22 protein-coding genes are annotated in these 20054 nt (G+C 41.7%); 7 read left to right on the top strand and 15 right to left on the bottom strand.

Annotated features, from left to right (window positions below; translation table 11 throughout):
• The 3 genes from V7L95_RS06300 to V7L95_RS06310 all read right to left on the bottom strand — a co-directional run.
• Positions 1–315: mannonate dehydratase (locus tag V7L95_RS06300; RefSeq protein WP_340968514.1), on the bottom strand; the 315-nt coding region annotated here is incomplete at its 3' end.
• 15 nt (positions 316–330) lie between these two features.
• Entirely contained in the window at positions 331–1641 is a 1311-nt protein-coding gene (locus tag V7L95_RS06305; protein ID WP_007497945.1) for a PTS transporter subunit EIIC, read from the bottom strand.
• Between the two features lie 89 nt (positions 1642–1730).
• Complete coding sequence (locus V7L95_RS06310) at positions 1731–3689, bottom strand: BglG family transcription antiterminator (RefSeq protein ID WP_108611103.1); 1959 nt, start codon at positions 3687–3689, stop codon at positions 1731–1733.
• Between the two features lie 137 nt (positions 3690–3826).
• On the opposite strand from V7L95_RS06310, the gene V7L95_RS06315 reads away from it, so the two are divergent.
• Positions 3827–4024: a hypothetical protein gene (locus V7L95_RS06315; protein ID WP_017358669.1), complete on the top strand. Its 198-nt coding sequence runs from the start codon at positions 3827–3829 to the stop codon at positions 4022–4024.
• Between the two features lie 47 nt (positions 4025–4071).
• Here V7L95_RS06315 and V7L95_RS06320 read toward each other — a convergent pair whose 3' ends face one another.
• From V7L95_RS06320 to V7L95_RS06345, 6 genes are all read right to left on the bottom strand, one after another.
• Entirely contained in the window at positions 4072–4497 is a 426-nt protein-coding gene (locus V7L95_RS06320; protein WP_007497950.1) for a DUF5082 family protein, read from the bottom strand.
• 284 nt (positions 4498–4781) lie between these two features.
• Positions 4782–5048 carry a YwqI/YxiC family protein gene (locus V7L95_RS06325; RefSeq protein ID WP_008345634.1) on the bottom strand — a complete coding sequence of 89 codons (267 nt, stop codon included), beginning with the start codon at positions 5046–5048 and terminating at the stop codon, positions 4782–4784.
• A gap of 37 nt (positions 5049–5085) precedes the next feature.
• Complete coding sequence (locus tag V7L95_RS06330; protein ID WP_017358667.1) at positions 5086–5511, bottom strand: DUF5082 family protein; 426 nt, start codon at positions 5509–5511, stop codon at positions 5086–5088.
• Positions 5512–5806: 295 nt separating this feature from the next.
• On the bottom strand, positions 5807–7213 hold the full coding sequence (gene nhaC / locus V7L95_RS06335; protein WP_017358666.1) for a Na+/H+ antiporter NhaC: 1407 nt from the start codon (positions 7211–7213) through the stop codon (positions 5807–5809).
• Positions 7214–7356: 143 nt separating this feature from the next.
• Positions 7357–8778, bottom strand: coding sequence for an aspartate ammonia-lyase (gene aspA / locus V7L95_RS06340; protein WP_008345644.1), 1422 nt, complete (start codon positions 8776–8778; stop codon positions 7357–7359).
• Between the two features lie 28 nt (positions 8779–8806).
• Positions 8807–9796 (bottom strand): asparaginase, encoded by a 990-nt coding sequence (locus V7L95_RS06345; RefSeq protein WP_017358664.1) that lies wholly within the window; start codon positions 9794–9796, stop codon positions 8807–8809.
• 206 nt (positions 9797–10002) lie between these two features.
• Here V7L95_RS06345 and V7L95_RS06350 point away from each other — a divergent pair, with 206 nt between their 5' ends.
• On the top strand, positions 10003–10350 hold the full coding sequence (locus V7L95_RS06350; RefSeq protein ID WP_008345648.1) for a helix-turn-helix transcriptional regulator: 348 nt from the start codon (positions 10003–10005) through the stop codon (positions 10348–10350).
• 51 nt (positions 10351–10401) lie between these two features.
• On the opposite strand, the gene V7L95_RS06355 is transcribed toward V7L95_RS06350, so the two are convergent.
• The 5 genes from V7L95_RS06355 to V7L95_RS06375 all read right to left on the bottom strand — a co-directional run bounded on the left by V7L95_RS06355 (position 10402) and on the right by V7L95_RS06375 (position 13798).
• The gene (locus V7L95_RS06355; RefSeq protein WP_008345651.1) at positions 10402–10857 is read right to left on the bottom strand and encodes a helix-turn-helix transcriptional regulator; all 456 of its coding nucleotides are present in this window, start codon (positions 10855–10857) and stop codon (positions 10402–10404) included.
• Between the two features lie 96 nt (positions 10858–10953).
• Positions 10954–11481 (bottom strand): YfjD family protein, encoded by a 528-nt coding sequence (locus V7L95_RS06360; protein ID WP_340968524.1) that lies wholly within the window; start codon positions 11479–11481, stop codon positions 10954–10956.
• 21 nt (positions 11482–11502) lie between these two features.
• Positions 11503–12261 carry a hypothetical protein gene (locus V7L95_RS06365; protein ID WP_340968527.1) on the bottom strand — a complete coding sequence of 253 codons (759 nt, stop codon included), beginning with the start codon at positions 12259–12261 and terminating at the stop codon, positions 11503–11505.
• 12 nt (positions 12262–12273) lie between these two features.
• Positions 12274–13470: a glycine zipper domain-containing protein gene (locus V7L95_RS06370; protein WP_017358662.1), complete on the bottom strand. Its 1197-nt coding sequence runs from the start codon at positions 13468–13470 to the stop codon at positions 12274–12276.
• A gap of 4 nt (positions 13471–13474) precedes the next feature.
• A complete protein-coding gene (locus V7L95_RS06375) occupies positions 13475–13798 on the bottom strand; it encodes a WXG100 family type VII secretion target (protein ID WP_340968530.1) in 324 nt (107 codons plus the stop codon).
• Between the two features lie 226 nt (positions 13799–14024).
• Here V7L95_RS06375 and pepT point away from each other — a divergent pair, with 226 nt between their 5' ends.
• A complete protein-coding gene (gene pepT, locus V7L95_RS06380) occupies positions 14025–15257 on the top strand; it encodes a peptidase T (protein ID WP_008345662.1) in 1233 nt (410 codons plus the stop codon).
• Between the two features lie 288 nt (positions 15258–15545).
• On the top strand, positions 15546–15725 hold the full coding sequence (locus tag V7L95_RS06385; protein ID WP_008345664.1) for a hypothetical protein: 180 nt from the start codon (positions 15546–15548) through the stop codon (positions 15723–15725).
• Between the two features lie 78 nt (positions 15726–15803).
• Here the strand turns inward: V7L95_RS06385 and V7L95_RS06390 are convergent, their stop codons facing one another.
• Complete coding sequence (locus tag V7L95_RS06390; protein WP_008345668.1) at positions 15804–16481, bottom strand: DUF3298 and DUF4163 domain-containing protein; 678 nt, start codon at positions 16479–16481, stop codon at positions 15804–15806.
• 161 nt (positions 16482–16642) lie between these two features.
• Here V7L95_RS06390 and V7L95_RS06395 point away from each other — a divergent pair, with 161 nt between their 5' ends.
• The 3 genes from V7L95_RS06395 (at position 16643) to V7L95_RS06405 (ending at position 20022) form a co-directional block, all read left to right on the top strand.
• Positions 16643–17500 carry a MurR/RpiR family transcriptional regulator gene (locus V7L95_RS06395; protein WP_017368342.1) on the top strand — a complete coding sequence of 286 codons (858 nt, stop codon included), beginning with the start codon at positions 16643–16645 and terminating at the stop codon, positions 17498–17500.
• A gap of 200 nt (positions 17501–17700) precedes the next feature.
• A complete protein-coding gene (gene garR, locus V7L95_RS06400; RefSeq protein WP_340968534.1) occupies positions 17701–18594 on the top strand; it encodes a 2-hydroxy-3-oxopropionate reductase in 894 nt (297 codons plus the stop codon).
• A gap of 6 nt (positions 18595–18600) precedes the next feature.
• The gene (locus V7L95_RS06405; protein WP_046526794.1) at positions 18601–20022 is read left to right on the top strand and encodes a four-carbon acid sugar kinase family protein; all 1422 of its coding nucleotides are present in this window, start codon (positions 18601–18603) and stop codon (positions 20020–20022) included.
• The last annotated feature ends 32 nt before the right edge of the window (positions 20023–20054 follow it).

Below are 20054 nucleotides of genomic sequence, written 5' to 3' on the forward strand. Positions count from 1 at the left end.
GAAGTTATAACAAATGGCCTTCACACCATGCCTTGCTAATCGCCGGATATTTTCTTGATAATGCTCGATATAAACATCCCGGCTAGGCTTTCCCAGCTTAATATCTTCATGGACCGGGAGACTTTCTACGACTTCAAAAGCAAGATCGTGACGTTCGATTTCCGCTTTTAAATGAGCAATACTTTCCTCCGGCCACAGATCGCCAGCCGGCACATCATAGACGGCACTGACAATCCCTTTCAAGCCGGGAATTTGCCGAATATATGAAAGGGAGACAGGATCTTCTTTGCCATACCATCTAAATTGCATGTTCATTCATGAGCCCTCCTTCTATTCTGAATCAGGTGCTGCTTCTGGCTTCCGGTTGGACAAGAGGACAAAAGGCAAATAGATAAAAACAGCGACAACAATACAGATGAGCTGTGTGATGACAGCCCCCATACTGCCAGCGGTAGACAGCCAAGCATTCACAATCGGAGGTGTCGTCCACGGCACCATCACCACCGCTTTCCCGGCAAAACCTGTAGCGGTTGCGATATAGCCAATCGTACCTGTCACGAGTGGTGTAACAATAAACGGAATCGCCATCACAGGGTTCAGCATGACAGGTAATCCGAAAATAACTGGTTCATTGATGTTAAACAGTCCAGGTCCCGATGAAAGCTTGGCAATGCTACGCATCTCTTCCCTTCTACCCGCTATAAAAATGGCGATCAACAGACCAATCGTCACACCCGAACCACCAATGCTCATATACACATCCCAAAATGGCATCGTGATAATATTCGGAATCTCTTTGCCCTCTTGAAATGCTGTCATATTCACTGCAATTGATCCTAATAAGAGCGGCTCGCGAATCGGTTTAATCATTTGGTTGCCATGAATACCGATCACCCAGAAAAATTGAGCCACAAACATTAACGTTAAAATACCAGGCAGTCCCTGCACAACACTTTCAAGCGGACGCTGCACGACGTTATACACCGCTTCATGCAAATAAATGCCTGTCAGACGGTGAAACGCAAATCCGAATGAACTAATGATTGTAATCGTAATAATTGATGGGAAAAGTGAAGAAAAAGATGTCGCCACATTTGATGGAACAGAATCTGGCATCTTAATTTGCAGCCACTTCACCTCGGTAAGCTTACAAAAGATCTCTACAGAGACGATGGCAATGATCATACCCAAAAATAAGCTTTTTGGATCGGAGAATTGCCTCGCCAACACATCGACAACCTCACGCATTGATCCATCGACTTCAAGAAGAAGTGTCGTCGGAATAACGGATATAAATGAAATCAATGCCATTAATCCTGGGAATAATGATTTATGTCCATTGATTTTCCCAAGCTCAATCCCGATGAGGAACACAGCCCCGATCGTTAAAAAGTTCAGCGTGGCATAATTGATTGCCTTCATAATTGGCTGAAGCTCTGCTAAAAACCTGAATATCTCAAAATGGGCAAGCCCCGTTTCAGGGCTCATGATCATATTTGCGACCAGTACAGCAAATGCCCCCGTAATGATGATTGGCATTAATGTGACAAATGCTTGCTTAATCGCCATAATATATTTCTGATTTGTAATACGATAAGCGACATGTCCCATGACGTCGGCCGCTCTCTCTTTAAAGCTCATGATCCGTCTCCCCCTTTACAAAAACTCGTGATCATCCTCCTTTTTGATGTTATTTTAAAAGCGCTTTCATTAACATCTAATCTTTTTCCTCACAGATGCGGAAATGGGTGTCCTTTTTTTTTATCTGGCTGTTCCAACACGTGCAGCGCCACCGTCAGTTCTTCAAATGAAGCAGCTTTGATGATTTGCTCCACCACTTCCTTCTGCTCTGTCAAACGCACAAGAAATTGATAAAGTGACTGCAATTCTTTCTGATACGTCTTCTGTATACTTAACAAACAGACGACCTGTACCCGATCGTCGCCCCACAACACTGGTTTTCTCAACGTACAGATCGCACAAAACGTATCATCTGTTGCCGGTTTGATTGGGTGAGGGATTGCGACCAAATGACCGAACGACGTAGGTGACACTTCCTCTCTTTCCAGTAATAGCTGTTCAAAATCATCCGGGATTCGGTTTTGTTCTTGCAATACATTCACGAAAAATTGAAGAACCTCTTCCCTTGTTTGTAGATCTTGCTGAAAAAAAGTCATCTTCGGACTGATATATCGCAAGACCCCCATTTCTTGTGACCCCTGTACAAATCGTTTCAGCCTCAACATATCGTCTTCACTGAGGATCGTATGTACATCAATCACTGGCACAGGTAGTGTGTTCTGAAGCGGGATGGTACTAATGATCAAATCGATACTTCTCAAGTCATACGACAAAAGGTCACTGACACTTGCAGTACCAGCAATCTCTAGCCTTTCGCTAAAGGCGGCCTTCAGCTTATGGAGAAGAAGCTGACTGCTCGCGACACCCGTTGCGCACACAATCAAGCATTTTTTTCTCACAGTCTGAGTTTTTGTCCGCTCTATGGCAGCACCAATATGCAGCGCCAAATATCCGATTTCATCTTCATGAATCTCTACATTCTCTTTTTCCTTCAGCCATCTTCCCATATAGACACCTGCTTCAAAAGCAATCGGATAATGCCTTTTTATGTCTGATAAATAGGGGTTACGGATGTTCATATCATATCGGAACCGATGAATCGCTGATCTCAGGTGAAGACTTAGTCCCACAATCAATTCCTTGTCTGTCTGAATATCAAGTGACATGTGCTCTTCGACATAACCAAGTAATTGATGAGTTAAACGGAAATGCTCTTCATCAAGCATGTGAAATAGCGTGTGTCCCGTTTCTCCATACGCCATCATTTTTGCCCCCATTAAATGAATCGCAATATAGGCCATTTCAGATAATGGAAAATCTATACCGAGTACGTGACGCATATCTTCTGCCATTTGCCTCGCCACTTGAAAAGCGGGCTGTGTTTGAATATCTTTGAGTTCTCCTTCCGGCATCATCACCAATTTTTTCTCTTCAATTCGTTTGCACGCAATGGCGATATGTGTCACTAAGTTGCTTAAACCGATCTCTGAGACATGAAGGCCGCTTGCCTTTGTACGTGAACGCACCATATCTTGAATCAATTGATACGTTTCTTCAGGTAAAAGGGCAGGGTTCGGATGCTCTTGCTGAAACACATGCTCAGCTAGACAATACCTTAATTTCATTTCATCTCCACTCAGCCTCAGTCCATATTTAGGTCGGTGTGCAACAGAAAGTCCATGTAAAGAAAATAGATGCTTGACTGCTTTCAGGTCATTTTTCACAGTAGATTCACTCACAAATAATTCCTCGGCCAATTCATCTAATTTCATATAGTCTTCGGACAATAAAAGCCTTCTCAATAAATAAGAGATACGATCCTCCGGCTGATTTGGAATAACTTGATTCTTTTTTTCATTTCTTTCTCTCATTGAGTTTTTCAAAAAAGTACGAAATGCTCCATAATCTTCGACAGTCAATGTATACCCTGCTCCACGTTTCATATGAAGTGTTGCCCCATGTACTTCTAATATTGATTTAAGCGCTTTCATATCTGTTCGAACTGTTCGTGATGTGACGCCTATCAGGCGTGCAATTTCTTCACCTGTCAGCTCCTGCTCTGCCTGCATTAACCGCCTCAACAGCTCCTCCTGACGTAGAGATAACATAGACTCCCCTCCCTTGGTCAATTACTTTTGCCTATCATCATAAACGAAAATAGAACTCTTTGCCCAGTTTTTCTTTCCGACCGGGAACTTTGTTATGGCTCAAACGTATGAATATGAAACAAGAGGAGGGATACATCATGTTTGTTATCATCATCATACTAGCTTCTTTAGGCGCCATTACCGCCCACATGTTTACACCAAAAGATAAGCGTTCATCTTCTAAGCATTCTGCACATCACAGTTCAACAACCAGTAACTATACTGATTCGTATACACATCACGCTTCTGATGCCTCCTGCGGTGGTGATTCAGGTGGTAGCGGCGGATGTGACTAAACCAAAAAAAACAGCCGCTTGTTCAGCCGGCTGTTTCGTTTATTTTATTAAAGAGCTTTCCAGCCCCGTTCAATTAAATGTTTGACATCCTTTGCAAAATCCTCGCCTTTTTCCATCACATCTTGGGCTCTTCCTGCAAAATTACTAGCGACAGCGAGTTCCATTTTTTTTAACTCAAAGTGCATAATTTTTTGGTCTATCTCCGTAATATAGGTTTCATACTCATTGTTCACAATGTCGTGCAGCACGTGATAGGCTTCTTTCCGATGACGGTGAAAGTCCGTTCCTCTCTCACCTTTCCATGACGAATCTAGAGCAGGCTTCTTGATTTCCTTTATGTCAGACTGCGCAAGATCTTGTTCTGTTCGAATATTACTTTTGGCTGTCTTTAACCGAGAGATCATTTCGTCAAATTCTGCACGTTTGTTTTCAATCCCCATATGCAGATGGTGCAGCATCTCGGATAAACTCATGTCATCCACCTCTATTAGACCTCATAAGAAAGCACGGCGTCAGCGTTTTTGAAACCGGGCAGATCATCTGCTTTTTCCAGTCCTGACATTTCTATCGTTCGCTTTCATTAAGTATAGTATAAGGTGAAAAGCCTTAGGCTTAAATAGGGAAAAGGTGTCCTTTTAACATGGTGTTTGGAAGAAAAACGGAATAATCTAAGGTCATAAATCCCGAATTATATATGAGTCTTTACGACTATATTTTACATCGTACTCAGCTACGCTATCAATAAAACGATTGGGGCTTATGATTTTGCCGCAATCGCTTCATCCTGTTCTTTTAGCGTCTTCACATTTGAGCGTGTATCCTGAACGTTTTTGATTAAGGCTTCTTTAAAGCTTGAGACCATTTCGCCCACCTCTGCTTCACGTGCCGTCCATTTGGTTACAAATTCAAGGCTGTTTTCACCAGCTTTATCTGCTGCTTTTTTCATTGTTAAAGCTTCAACTGCTTGGGAGACTTCATCTAGTTTATCCATCACTGTTTGGTAGTTTAACTTAATTTGTCCCATTATGATATCCTCCAGATTGGTTCAGCATGAAGCTCGCTTACAAGCTGCTCCATGCTTTTGAGATCAAGCGTTTTGCGTCTTCTACTGCGTCTTCTCCTTTTTCAGCCAAACGTGCGGCATCTCCAGCTAAAGAGCTGGCAAAGGATAAGGCAGCCTGCTCTGCTTCTAGTGTACTGATTTTGAATTCGATTCGGCTCACGTAGCGTGGATATTTATCGCTTACGATCGTTTGCAACGCATCATGCGCTTCATTTCGTTCTGATTTGAAATCTTGGCTCCGCTCACCTTTCCAAGAGGCCCCAAGCTTTGGCTGCTTGATTTGTTTTAGGTCTGTTTCTGCGGCATCTTGTTCACGTTCAATCTTACTTTTTGCCTTTTTGAGTCGAGCAATTTTCTCTTCGATCTCTGCCTTTTTATTTGAAATGCCACCGTTAAGGGCAGACAGCATATCCGATAAGCTCATATGGGTTCCTCCTCCTGTCAAAAATAAAAACGCTGCTTAGAGTCCCTCTAAACGAGCGTAATGGTGAATCGCACTTTTTCCAATATTGTTATTATAAGGTTCAAAGACTCATGTTTGAATAGGGATTTGTGCCCTTTTTATGGTATAAATATGCTTTCAATCTGCTTCACACCACACCTTAAGCCCTCTTTTATAGGGGGTCAAAATACACAACCACCCTTCTGGAAACACACATAGTCTTACGGTCCTAGGACAAACAAAAGCCGCCCGGGGGAGGGGCGGCTTTTGCAGTGGCTTATGATGCCGATTCTTCTGAGTCTTGTTGATTTTTCACGTACCAAATGAATTTCCCTGTATATCCGTAGATGATGGCAAGACCAATGGCAACAAAGCTCAGCCACATAAATGGTAAATAAGAGAATGTCGAGACGCCTAGAATCCCTGCCATGTAAATTCCGTTATCTGACCATGGAACCATACCAGACGTAAGTGTTCCACCAACCTCAGAGTTTCTAGATAACACACGTCTGTCTAATTTTAATTTGTCATAGCTTTTTTCCATGATTTTTGGTGTAAGAATTAATGAGACATACATTGCACAACCAAAGATATTCGCAAAGAATGCTACTACAAGTGTAGACAGTGTCACATTTCCTGCATTGTGCAATTTTTTCTCGAATGTTGCGACGATCACTTTTAACACGCCTAAGTATTCAAGAACTCCACCAAAACCAAGTCCAAGAATAATGACCACTAGAGATCCTAACATATTGACAATACCGCCACGGTTCAACAGTGTATTTAAGAAATCTACATCTGAATTAATAGAGAAGCCGTTATAAGCTGTACCAAGCGCATCAGCTGGGTTCATTCCTTGGAATGCCATCGCCCAGACTGCCCCAAGCAGTGCACCAATTGCGATAACAGGCATTGACGGTTTTTTCAATACAAGTAATAGGACAACAATGACTGCCGGAATGATCATCCAAATATTAATCGTGAATGTATCCTGCAATGCTTGTTTCAAAAACTCTACTTTATCTTGATCAATATTTCTTCCGCCATACATAAATCCAGTAATTGTAAACATAATAGCCGTAATAACAAAGGCAGGTATGGATAAGACCATCATGGCTCTTACATGCGCCAGCACGTCCACTTTTGAAAGAGAGGAAGCGAGCACAGTACTATCAGATAAAGGAGATAATTTATCACCAAAATAAGCGCCAGATAAAACAGCCCCAGCTACGATCGGTAATGGGATACCCAATCCTTCACCAATCGCAATCATCGCAATACCTGCTGTTCCAACTGTACCCCAAGACGTACCAGTAGCAACAGACATAATAGAACAGATAATCAGTGTAGCTAATAAGAAGATATTAGGATGAATAAATTCCAGTCCGTAATAAATTAACGTGGGTACAACACCGCCAGCAATCCATGTACCAACAAGTGCACCTACTGCAATTAAGATTAAAACAGCCTCTAATCCATTTGATATCCCTTTTGTAATCGCATTTTGAAGGTCTTTGTACGAATGCCCTAAACGAATTCCTAAAGCAATAACCATAAACCATGAGATGAACAATGCTAGCTGAATATCTAATTTGAAGTAAAGAGTGAATGATAAAACAATTGCTAAAAATAAGCCAAGTACAGACACGACTTCTAAAATAGACGGTAGACGTGGTGTTTTCATTTTGTTTCCTCCCTTTGTGCGTGCGTTAAGCGTTTTCAAAATATTGTGAAAAAAGTGTGTCAATTCGAAAGAAAGTGAATTGCCTGTTTTTCTCTTTTTCACAGGCAATTCAACATATTAATAAAATAAAATTTTTGATATTATTATCGCTCTAGGAGCTCTGCACCCGCAATGCCAGGCTTTGTCATCTCGTAAGGATTCAAAATAATATCAAGTTCTTCTTCTGTTAACACATCATTTTGCAGGCAAAGATCTCTGATCGATTGTCCTGTTAAAATGGCTTCTCTTGCGATTCTAGCCGCAGCTTCATAGCCTAAGTGAGGGTTTACCGCAGTAATGACACCTGCACTTTTTTCGACATATTCTTTCAAACGTTTTTCATTTGCTTCGATGTCCGCTAAACAGTGATCTGTGAATGAGCGGAATCCGTTATTCATTATACTAATAGATTGAAGCAAGTTAAAGACCAGAACAGGCTCCATCACATTTAACTCAAGCTGGCCTGCTTCAGAAGCAAGACAGATGGTGTGGTCGTTCCCAATGACCTGGAATGCGATTTGGTTAATGAGCTCTGCCATGACTGGATTGACTTTCCCAGGCATAATGGATGATCCCGGCTGACGGGCTGGCAATGCAATCTCAGCAAGACCTGCACGTGGGCCAGATGCCATTAAGCGAAGGTCATTCGCAATTTTAGACATGTTCATCATGCATACTTTTAAGGCAGCAGATACTTCTGTGTATGCATCTGTATTTTGCGTCGCATCTACGAGGTGCTCTGCGCCTACTAATGGCAGTCCAGAAATATCAGCAAGCTTCTTCACGACGATTTCGATGTAGCGAGGATCTGCATTGAGGCCTGTCCCAACAGCGGTCGCACCCATATTCACTTCATATAAATGCTGTTTTGATTGGTTGATTCGTTTAATATCACGGCTGAGCACACGGCTGTATGCTTCAAACTCTTGTCCTAAACGGATCGGAACAGCGTCTTGTAAATGAGTACGCCCCATTTTGATGACATGATCGAATTCTTTTGCTTTCTTTTGAAATACGTCCTGCATGGCCTGCATCGTCTCAAGTAAAATGTCTAACTGCTTGAGCACTGCAATATGGATCGCCGTTGGGAACGAATCATTTGTCGATTGTGACATGTTCACATGTGTATTTGGACTTAAATGAATGTATTCGCCCTTTTGATGTCCCATGATCTCGAGGGCTCTGTTTCCAATGACCTCATTGGCATTCATATTCATAGACGTTCCTGCGCCGCCTTGAATCGGGTCTACGATGAAATATTCATGGAGTTTGCCTTCAATCACTTCATCTGAAGCTTGAACGATCGCATTTCCAATTCCTTCATATAAACGTCCGACTTCCATGTTGGCTTGAGCTGCTGCTTTTTTGACGATGGCAAATGCTCGAATGAGTTCTTCATGCATGCGATATCCTGTAATTGGGAAATTCTCTTTTGCACGAAGCGTTTGAACACCATAATACACGTCTGCGGGAATTTCTTTTTCACCTAGAAAATCCTTCTCGTAACGATAAGTTGCTTGAACCATCTCGTATGACCTGCTTTCTATAGAATAGTTAAATCACTAAATCTTCTGCGATTGGCGTTTCCATAATCTTTTTCACTTCTCGTGGATCTGTTGTTTTACCTAATGCCCACATGAGCTTTGGCACGATGGCTTCTGTGTTCATGTTTCTTGAACGAGCAACCAGTTCTTGATTGATTTTACGTCCTACTTCATACACACTCATGTCTTCTCCTTCTTCGAGACACTGAGTGGTGATCACAACAGAAATGCCTTCTTCCAGCAATTCGTTGATTTTTTCTAAAAGGTTTCTTCCTTCGAAAGGAATTCCGCCGCTGCCGTAGCTTTCAATGACGACTCCTTTGTACAACCCTTTGATTGAATCTAAAAACTCAGGCTTCAGTCCTGGATGCAGTTTTAGTAAACAAACGTCTGTGTTCAAGGATGCATCTAATTTAAGCGGTTTCATTGATGATCTTTTTACTTTGCTATTGTATTCAATTTGATGATTTTCAATCGATGCAATATATGGGTAGTTAATACTTTCAAATGCATCGTAGCTTTTCGTTCTTAGTTTGATTGCGCGAGTTCCTTGAATGACTCTGCCATCAAACACGACGTATACGCCGCCAACACCGTCACATGCAAAACGAATCGCATCTGTAATGTTTTTCTTCGCATCTGTTTTCTTAAACGTAATTGGGATTTGTGATCCTGTAATGACAATTGGCTTATCAGGATTTTGCAGCATATACGATAGTGCTGCTGATGTATAGGCCATTGTGTCCGTACCATGCGTGACGACAAATCCGTCATATTGATCATAATTTTCATAAATGGCTGTTGCGATATCAACCCAGTATTCAGGCTGCATATTGGTACTATCTATACTCATTAGGGACTTTGTGTCCATTGTGTAGTCTGCATTAATTTCGTTTAAATAGCTTAAAAGGTCCTCAGCTTTAACACCTGGAGCTAAACCATTTTCACTTTCTACAGATGCAATCGTCCCACCAGTGGTTAAAAGCAATAATTTCTTCAACAGGTCCACCTCTTTCAGTAAAATTACTTCGTTTGTCACACATATTATAAGCCAGCTTGTGCTATTCTATAATATACGCTTTACGCGTACCTTCATTGCCATTATAGTCACATAACGCGAATTAATCAAGAAATTATTACGCATAACGCGTACACTCTTTGTCAAAATATGATATACTGTTGTTGTATATAAAGGAGCGTTCATGTATGATACTCGATCGTTTAACCACCCTTAGAAAAAAGAAAAAATGGTCTCTCCAGCATACGGCAGATCGCCTAGGTATCGCCAAAAGCACCTATGCCGGTTACGAATCTGGGTACCGACGACCTTCGCTTGAAGCAGTGAAACTGCTGGCTGATTTGTATGATACGTCCATTGATTTTTTACTTGGTAGAACGGACGAGCCAGAGATACAACGCAAAATCTCTGATATCAAAGTTGAACTCACGGAAGCAAAAGAAGGAACCATCCATGTAGACGGCGTTCCACTAACAGATGAAGAAATTAAACAGCTTGTTGCCTTTATTCGGGCGAAAAACACTCTGAAAGTATAAACAACACAAAAAAGAGAGGTCCCTGTCATAGAGGGACCTCTCTTTTTCTGCTTACGACAGCTCACTTAATTCCTCTAACCGCCGCTTCGCTTCTTCTTTATTAAAGGAACTATAATAGCGATAATTCTCATCATCTAAGATGCGGTAATGCTGGCTTAGCACATTTTGCTGGAGACGAAACGTACCTTTTCTCACAGACGTCCGCCACCAAACCTTTCCGCCAATCGTACGTTCAACAGATAAATGCAATTCATCGTGGGCGACGACTTCCAAAATCTCAAGCGGATCATCCCCAAGTGTCCCTTTTAAAATGTCACTATCCCTGAATAATGCACATACGGCCGCAGATTGCGTCCAGTTGAGGCGAAGACGATTCTTTTCTACCTGCTGCAAATGCCGTTTGGATAGCCCAAGCACCTCAGCCATGCGGTCCTGTGTATAGTCTTTTTCTTTTCGAATTCGTGCCATTTGTTCTGTGACGAGGTCAATTACCATTTCTTTGTCCATCTCTCATCACCTCTTGATTGTTCAGTCTTTACTGACATCATACACGATTTCTTAAAAAAAGTGGCGTCTCACCTCATGGAATGATGGCGAAAACATCTATTGATTCTGCTTTTCACCATGACCATGCTGCTGTTTCCAATTCTCTTGGGCGGTCTCATGTAAATATGGATAAATGTCTTGTTTCACCGTTTGCTCAAATACTTCTTCATCTAAAATACTGTACGCCGGAATCTTGATCAATTTCCCATCCATTTTCCGAATGAGCACATCCATGAACAGAAATCCCCTGATACTGTAACGATGCCTGCGCATATTAATAGATTGAATGTCTTGAAAAGGGATTGTTTGTTGCCGGTATAAAACAGCGCCATTCTCTCCACGCTGAATGCGAAAAATCACATTTCCCCTCTTCGTAAAAGCCGGAAGAATCATCAAAAAAGAGATCCACCCATAGACAATGCCTAATAATCCGCCTAAAAATAAAAACAACGTATAATTCGATTCAAATGTAAGAGCTTCTGAAAATAACCAAATACCGATGATGCCAAACCCGCCCGTTGCTAAGAATGCCCATACTCTTAGAAAGGGTCTGCTCCTCACTTCTATTACTTCACTTGGATTCAAGCGCCATTCTCCTTTTCTCCATTAGAATATAGAACGTAATCCGTCCCTATGAGCCGTCTCTATCCGAAATTCATTTTCCTTCATGCCCGACACTAGCCAAGAATGCTTCTGCCCCGGAATAACAAATATCATAGACTCTACATCCGGCGTATTATTTTTATCATAAGTGACCTTCATCAAAGAATCCATTTTTCCTTTTCTGACCCTTACATCAGAAGCAAATGCCCGCACAAGCTCTTGGTTCTCTGCTTTATTTAGAAAAGAAGGGCAATCCTCATTCCCTTGACTGGCTTGTTCTAACAGCAGTTCAAATTCTTCCGCCTGCAAATTGATGACTGGTGTAAGGTGTTCACTCATGTGTATGTTCAAAAAGGTTGTCACTTGCTCCACAGTCTGCTGATCGTCTTTTAGTTTGTGAATCTGATGCACTTGTTGATCAAAAAGCGTATGGTGTGAATACACACCTGCCTGAGTCGTATGAAAGGACGTACTGACCTCTTCATCTAATGCACCAAACCTTGAAGCTTTCACGGTATGTGATGCATCGTTCATGGCTTGAATGAAATGCCGGTATTTTTCTTTATAACGGTATTGTCTATTTCGGAATTCCAGCACGTCTTTTGCCAGCAAAGAGCGACATGCAATTTCAAATAAAAATCCAAGACGTTCATCCTCTACATCTGGATAATAGGCTTCCTTTAAAGACATCCCTTGCTCAAAATAGCCTTCACTGTAAAAACTAAAGATGAGTTCCTCGATACTTAGACTTAGCTGATCCAACTTGATCTCTCCTTATCCAAAAGAAAATGCGCCCTTCAAGAAATCACCTGCACCTTTCAACAGCGAATCTGCGGTTTCTTTTGTTTTTTCTATTCCTTTATGTATCACCTGATTTGCTTGATCAATGGTGTCATTGACTGCTTTAACACCTTGACCTGCCAGTTCAAATGCTTTTTTTCCTTTATCGACAACCGCATGAATTGGGTCTTTTAATTTCACTGCGACCTGTTCTGCAAAACCAGAAGTAAGCTTGGCGACTTTTTCACCAATAAAGCCACCTACTGCTGATCCTATCGCACCGCCAACGACTGTTCCAATCGGTCCTGCAAAGCTTCCAAGAGCGCCGCCCACCACGGCACCTGCAACAGATCCGCCTGCAATAAAGACCGTATTATTCACTGCATTTCCAACAGCCTTTGCATTTTCACGCTTGAGAACTTCTGGCTGATCCCCAAATTCCGCATAGTTCTCCGCAATTTTCAGACCGCAGCCAACCGTTTCTGTTGCACCCGTGACGACCGTTGCAATGATGGCATTTCCTTTCGCAAACCTTGCACCATTTTTCAGAACAGACTTGATGCCAGCTGTGTCCTTCCAATTAATACTTCCTTTTGTGAAATCACGTACACTGTTCGTGAACGCCACTGTATCGCTAGGATAAAATTTTGTAAATTTCTTATGGACCAGGTCAGCCATCGACCAATTGGATCGTTTTAATAATTCTTTTTTACTCAGCCAAATCCTTGCCAACCGGTCAAATCTCGTTCCTTCTACCCGTCCGGTCACATCAAGAAGGAGCTTTGAATGCTGCGCAGCATAGCGGCCATTTTCTTTAATAAAGGTCGTCATGCCAAGTCCATAGTATTTTGCCTGCATCATCACAATACCAGCTAGGCTCGTGAGTGTACCATATTGATCATACAGACTGTACATTTTCCTTAAAATATCATCAGCTTCGACCATTTTATCCGTTGCATGACGAATGGCAATGTCGTCACTGCTCAATTTGCTCATTAAGGCTTGTCCAGAACCCCATGCATCTCCTACTCCAGAAAAACAGCTTCGATAACGGGGATCACAGCCTAGGATGAGGCCATCCAGTTCACTATGTAAATCGTGGTGCTTTGTTTCGATGGCCGAAAGCTCTCCTACAAAATCATTCGCCAGCCCTGTCAACTGATCTGGATCTACTACAATGTCACGCGCCATCACATCATCTCCCTTCTCGGTTTCTTTCTCTCTGTTCTTCTCGCCTTTTTCGCTCAAGCTCTTCCATTCTGGCGATTTCAGCTTTACGTTCCTCGATTTTAACAGCAGCATCCCGCAGTTCCTGACTTGTTTCAAGCAAGTCCTTTTCAAATTGATCATAGCGTGTCACTGTTTCCTCAAAGCTTTGATCAAATTTATCTCTTGCTTCCCCTTGCCAGCCTGATCCAACTGCCTTCAGCCGATTCTCAAGTAGCTGCTTCGACTGCCGAATGCCATCAGCGGCTTCTTGGAACTTTTGAGCGAGTGCAAGTGTTTGACTAGAATCCAACTTTCGCACCCCTTTCTCCCAAATTAACGTACAAATGGATGATTTTATATGTCCTCATTATAAATAAAAAGACACCCAAAAAAATCACCCTAAAGAACCATTCAGCACATCGCAAAATAAAAGTAGGTCTTTTTCCTCTCTAATTGTCAGAGAAAGCCTTTCTTGTTATGAAGCGCATTCAAGACATGATAAAATGAACATATTCTACAAAAGGAGTGACGTATTGATGAAAGAGGAAATGATCCAGCGATTCACAAGTTATGTAAAAGTGGATACACAGTCTGATGCAGACATAGAGAGCTGCCCATCCACTGAAGGACAGCTGAACCTAGCAAGGCAGCTAGTTGAAGAGATGAAATCCATCGGCATTCAAGAAGTGACAATGGATGAAAACGGTTATGTCATGGGCACGATCCCATCTAACACAGACAAAGAAGTGCCAACCATTGGCTTCCTGGCTCATATCGACACAGCCACTGACTTCACTGGCAAGAACGTGAAACCGCAGATTCACGAGAACTATCAAGGCGGGGACATCACGTTAAACGAAGATCTACATATCGTATTATCTCCAGCACAGTTTCCAAATTTACAAAAATACCAAGGACATACGCTCATCACGACTGATGGCACGACCCTGCTCGGTGCAGATAACAAAGCTGGTATCGCAGAAATTATGACCGCCATGCATTACCTGATTGAGCATCCAGAAATCAAGCATGGAAAAATTCGTGTCGCCTTCACACCAGATGAAGAGATCGGCAGAGGACCTCACAAATTCGATGTTGATGCCTTTGGCGCTTCCTATGCTTATACGATTGACGGTGGCCCGCTAGGAGAGCTTCAATATGAAAGCTTCAACGCCGCAGGTGCAAAAGTATCAATTAAAGGAAACAACGTCCATCCAGGGACAGCAAAAGACAAAATGGTCAGTGCTGCAAAGATCGGCATGCTCTTTCACAACAAACTTCCTTCAGATGAATCTCCAGAATACACAGAAGGATACGAAGGCTTTTTCCACCTCACAAGATTTGTAGGAGAAGTAGAAGAAGCAGAGTTGCAATATATTATTCGTGATTTTGATAAAGAGAAATTCAACAAGCGCAAAGCACTATTTGAAAAAATCGCAAACGACTTAAAAGCAGTCTACGGCGAAAACAGCATCACCCTTAGCATTCAGGATCAATATTACAATATGAGAGAAAAAATTGAGCCAGTTAAACATATCGTAGACATCGCTCATGAAGCCATGGAAAACCGCTCAGTGACACCTGTCATTGAACCAATCCGCGGCGGTACAGATGGCTCACAGCTTTCATATAAAGGACTTCCAACGCCAAACATCTTTACTGGCGGGGAAAACTTCCATGGTAAATATGAATTCATCTCTGTAGAGAACATGCTGAAAGCGTCAGAAGTGATCGTGGAAATTGCACGTTTATTTGAAGAAAAAGCATAAACATGTTTACAACCGTTCCTGTTCGGGAACGGTTTTTTAATAAAAGTTTACAATTTTCTGAAACTTTTATGACACTTAATCGTACTAATAGAGACAACCCCAGAAAAATTCTTCTTGACGAGTGAAATAACTGGAAATATAATAGTTAAAAACAACCAGTATTTTAGACCTAAAAAAGCACCTATAATAAACCTTTAGAACTAAACGCTATTTGCTCACTATTTTCAGTTATAAACATCACTCACCCTGTCTACACTTAAAGAATAGGATGAATTGGAGGAATGTCATATGATGATTTTATTGATTATCGCTTCACTTTGCTGCTACTTACTATTCTCTTTCAAAAAAGATAACCGCACCCAAAAACGAAAAAGCGCAGAGCTTTCGGAGTTTGAAATCTTTCGTATGCGCCGCCACTACAACGGCAAACGCCGTCACCCACTAAACGATGCACCCAAACAAGTATAAATGTAAAAAGAAGGGCCTCATCACCAGGGGCTCTTTTTATGTATAAAAAACGACCAAATTCATGGCCGTTTCTCTTGTTTATTTATACACCTTCGCAGGTACTTGAATCATAGGAATTCCTACATAGTACGGTGAAATTTCATATGGCTGGAAGACAACAGCGATTCCCTTTTTCGTGAAGTAGTACTGCGTGTCGTAGCCGATTTGAATATCGCTTTTTTTCAGATTCGCATAGAATTTACTTTTATGCTTCTTTGTGTAGTTATAGATATAATCTCTTACTTTTGTACGCTTTTTCTTTGTTTTCACCACATCTGTAAAGTACAGTTGCTTTGTTTTTTTCTTTGTTAACACATAGTTCATGCTCGTAACCATCGTATCCCCATGCGCTCCACCGTTATACATGTAATCATAGTTTAAGATACTCAGTTTCTTACCATTGTTAAATTTCGTTTCATACGTTCTCTCATACGTGACCTTCCCGTAGCCTTCCTTTTTCGCTTCGTCCTTTAAGAACAAGTACGTAGAATAAGAGAATGCAATATCTTCTTTTAAATCACGATTGATGGTTTTCATATGCGCTTTACTAAGGTTTTTCACCTGTGCATATTTAAACGTTTTTTTCTTTTTATAATAGTGTGTACTTACTTTTGCTTTTTTCACTTGTTTGGCATCCGCAGATCCAACTGGCGCAAACAACGAAACAATCAGCGAAAAAATGAGCAGGCTGATCGTTAGGCCTTTTTTCATTGTCATAGTAAAAACCCCCATTTTTGTCTATTACCAATTGAGTATACCATGACAAAAGAACCAAAAGAAGTGTTTTCTTCCATATTATTCTTTATTTTTCATGTGAGGTTTGTTTACCGTTTTCATAAGTTCCTGTATGCTTAAGATAGAATGTTAGATGAAGTGTGGTGTTTATCATAGAAGAGAATATTTTTAGTCATATCCGGACAACATTTCATAGTTTGTCCCCTACCCAGAAAAAGATTGCCAATTACATTTTACAAAACCCTCAGAAAGTTGTGCTTCATTCGATTAGTGCACTCGCTGCTGAATGCAACACAAGTGAAACGACGATCTTTCGTTTTCTGCGAAAAATTGGCTATGAGTCCTATCAAGTGTTTCGTGTCCATGTCGCGCAGGATATTGCGACCAATACGCCTCAATCCATATACGGTGAGATCGAAGCATCTGATAGTGTCGCAGATATTAAACATAAGGTCATAGAGTTAACAACCAACTCTATTCAGGATATGAAACATATTTTAGAAGACCAAGCTGTGACACAATTTATTGAGCAAATGAAACAGGCTCATAAAACCGTCTTCTTTGGAGCAGGTGCCTCCAGTTTTATTGCCGGAGATGCCTATCATAAGTTTCTCCAGCTTGGCTTTGAAGTGAGTCTATGCAGCGATCCTCATATGATGAATATGATTGCAACACATGCAACAGAACATGATTTTATCGTCGCGATCTCACATTCAGGGGAAAGTAGAGAAATCCTTGATGCCGTACAATTTGCAAAGGAAAAAGGTGCAACGGTCGCCTCGATTACGAGCTATCCGAAATCAGAGCTCGCCAAGAAATCTGACTTTCATCTGCTCAGTTCATCGAGAGAAACAACCTATCGTTCTGACTCAATGATTTCTCGTATTAATCAGCTTGTGATTATTGATGTTTTGTATGTCGCAGCTGTTTTAGAATTAGGATCAAATGCGATCGACAACGTCAAACGTTCTCGATTAGCTGTAGCTAAAAATAAAACATAATCGACAATAGACCGGAGCTGTTTCCGGTCTTTTTTTTGTGACTTTTCTCATATTTTCCGTTGACACATTCCTATTTCGTCATGTACATTAAATGAACAATAGTTTATTTCCTACTATTAAATTAGAAAGATAGTATATATACTAACAAAAAGAAAAGAAAGCGCTTTTTGTAAGGGGTTTCTAAATAGGAGGCGGACAAAATGGCAAAGCAAATTGGATTCATTGGATTAGGCATTATGGGGAAACCTATGGCACTCAATCTATTAAAAGCCGGTCATACTGTGACTGTTTTCGATATTCATACAGAAGCTGTTCTAGCATTAAAAGAAGTGGGTGCAAATGCCGCTGCATCAGCTGCTGAGGCAGCATCTGTAAGCGATATCATCATCACGATGCTTCCAAAAGGTGAGCATGTAGAAGCAGTCGTAGCAGGTGAACAAGGCATATTGGCTACAGCAAAACCTGGCACGATCATTATAGATATGAGCTCTATTTCACCTGTTACTTCTAGAGCATTAGCGGCACTGGCAAAACAGCATCAGATCGAATTTATCGATGCTCCTGTCAGTGGCGGAGAGCCAAAGGCGATAGACGGGACACTTGCGATTATGGCGGGCGGAGAAGAAGAGATCTTTGAACAAGTAAAGGATGTCCTCTATGCGATGGGCACAGATGTCGTATTAGTTGGATCAAATGGAAGCGGGACAACCGCTAAGCTTGCGAATCAAATCATCGTCAACTTAAATATCGCTGCCATGTCCGAGGCACTCATCCTTGCCGCTAAGTCTGGCATTGCGATTGATAAAATGTATGAAGCCATCCGAGGTGGACTGGCAGGAAGTGCTGTCCTCGATGCGAAGGTTCCCCTCATTTTAGAACGAAACTTTGAGCCTGGTGGACGTATTGACATCAACTTAAAGGATTTAACCAATGTCATGGAAACCGCCCATGATATCGGCGTTCCTCTCCCGCTTTCTAGTCAGCTGCTAGAAATCTTCCACGCCCTTAAAGCTGACGGAAAATCTGGACTTGATCATGGCGGAATCGTTCAATATTACGAAAAAATGGCTCATGTTGAAGTGAAGAAAGGATGAGGTTCTATGAAACAAAGCATTGAATTACTAAATGCCATTCCGAAAGCGGATTCAGACCGCATTCAATCAGCATACGAACAAGCACTAAACCATTTCCACCATAAAGTGATTGTATTAGACGATGACCCAACAGGCATTCAAACCGTACACGGCGTCTCTGTTTTCACCGATTGGTCAGAGAAAAGCATTGAAGCTGGTTTTCTTGAAGACAGCCGTATGTTCTTTATCTTAACCAACTCTCGCAGTATGACAGAGAAAGAAACGGCGGTTCTTCATGAAATGATCGCATCAACGATTGTGAAAACGGCTGAACGGCTTGATCAAGATTTCATCATTGTCAGCCGGGGGGACTCCACCCTGCGTGGACACTTTCCGCTAGAGACTGACATTCTCAGAACGACCATTGAACAGCAAAGCTCCCGCCAATTTGACGGCGAAATCCTTCTTCCCTTTTTTAAAGAAGGCGGCCGCTTTACGATTGGCAATATTCACTATGTACAGGAAGGTCACGAATTAATTCCTGCTGGTGACACAGAATTTGCATTGGATCGTACATTCGGATTTCAATCTTCTCACCTCGGAGAATGGATCGAAGAGAAATCAAACGGATCGTTCACTAAGGAAAACACTACTTATATTTCTTTAGAAGATATCCGGGCTTTACGTATTGAACAAATCAAGGATCAGCTGATGACCGTGAAGGATTTTCAAAAAGTGGTTGTAAATGCAGTAGACTATGACGATGTCAAAGTCTTTGTCATTGCCCTCATAGATGCCATCAAAGCAGGTCAGCACTTTCTATTTAGAAGTGCGGCCGCTCTCACAAAAGTGCTTGGCGGTGTTGAGGATCAAGCACTTTTAGCTAGACAAGACTTAATACAGGAAGAAAGCACGCACGGTGGCCTCATCATGGTCGGTTCCCATGTCAAAAAAACAACGGAACAATTGCGAGCGCTGCAGCAAAATAAAGACATTGCATTTATTGAATTTGATACACACCTCGTGTTAGAACCTGAAGCATTTCAAGAGGAAATTGACCGCGTGATTCAACAAACTGAAAGGCTTTTAACAACCGGACAATCGGTTGCTGTTTATACAAGGAGAGAACGGCTTGATCTTGGAGACAATCGCCGAGAGGAAGAATTGAAACTCTCTGTTCAGATTAGTGATGCGGTGACAAGCATTGTCCAGCGCCTCTCCATTCGTCCTAAGTACCTCATTGCCAAAGGTGGAATCACCTCAAGCGATATTGGAACAAGAGGACTCAGCGTCAAACGTGCGACCGTCGCAGGTCAAATCAAACCAGGTATTCCCGTTTGGCAAACAGGAGAAGAAAGCAAATTCCCATTCATGTCTTATGTGATTTTCCCGGGAAATGTTGGCTCAAAGGATACGTTAAAAGAAGCAGTAGACATACTTGAAGGATAAAGCAGAGGGAGCGTTCACGCTCCCTTATGCAG

Origin of the sequence: Bacillus sp. PPSBB_11 (assembly GCF_038023285.1) — a bacterium.
Lineage (GTDB): Bacteria > Bacillota > Bacilli > Bacillales > Bacillaceae > Bacillus > Bacillus altitudinis.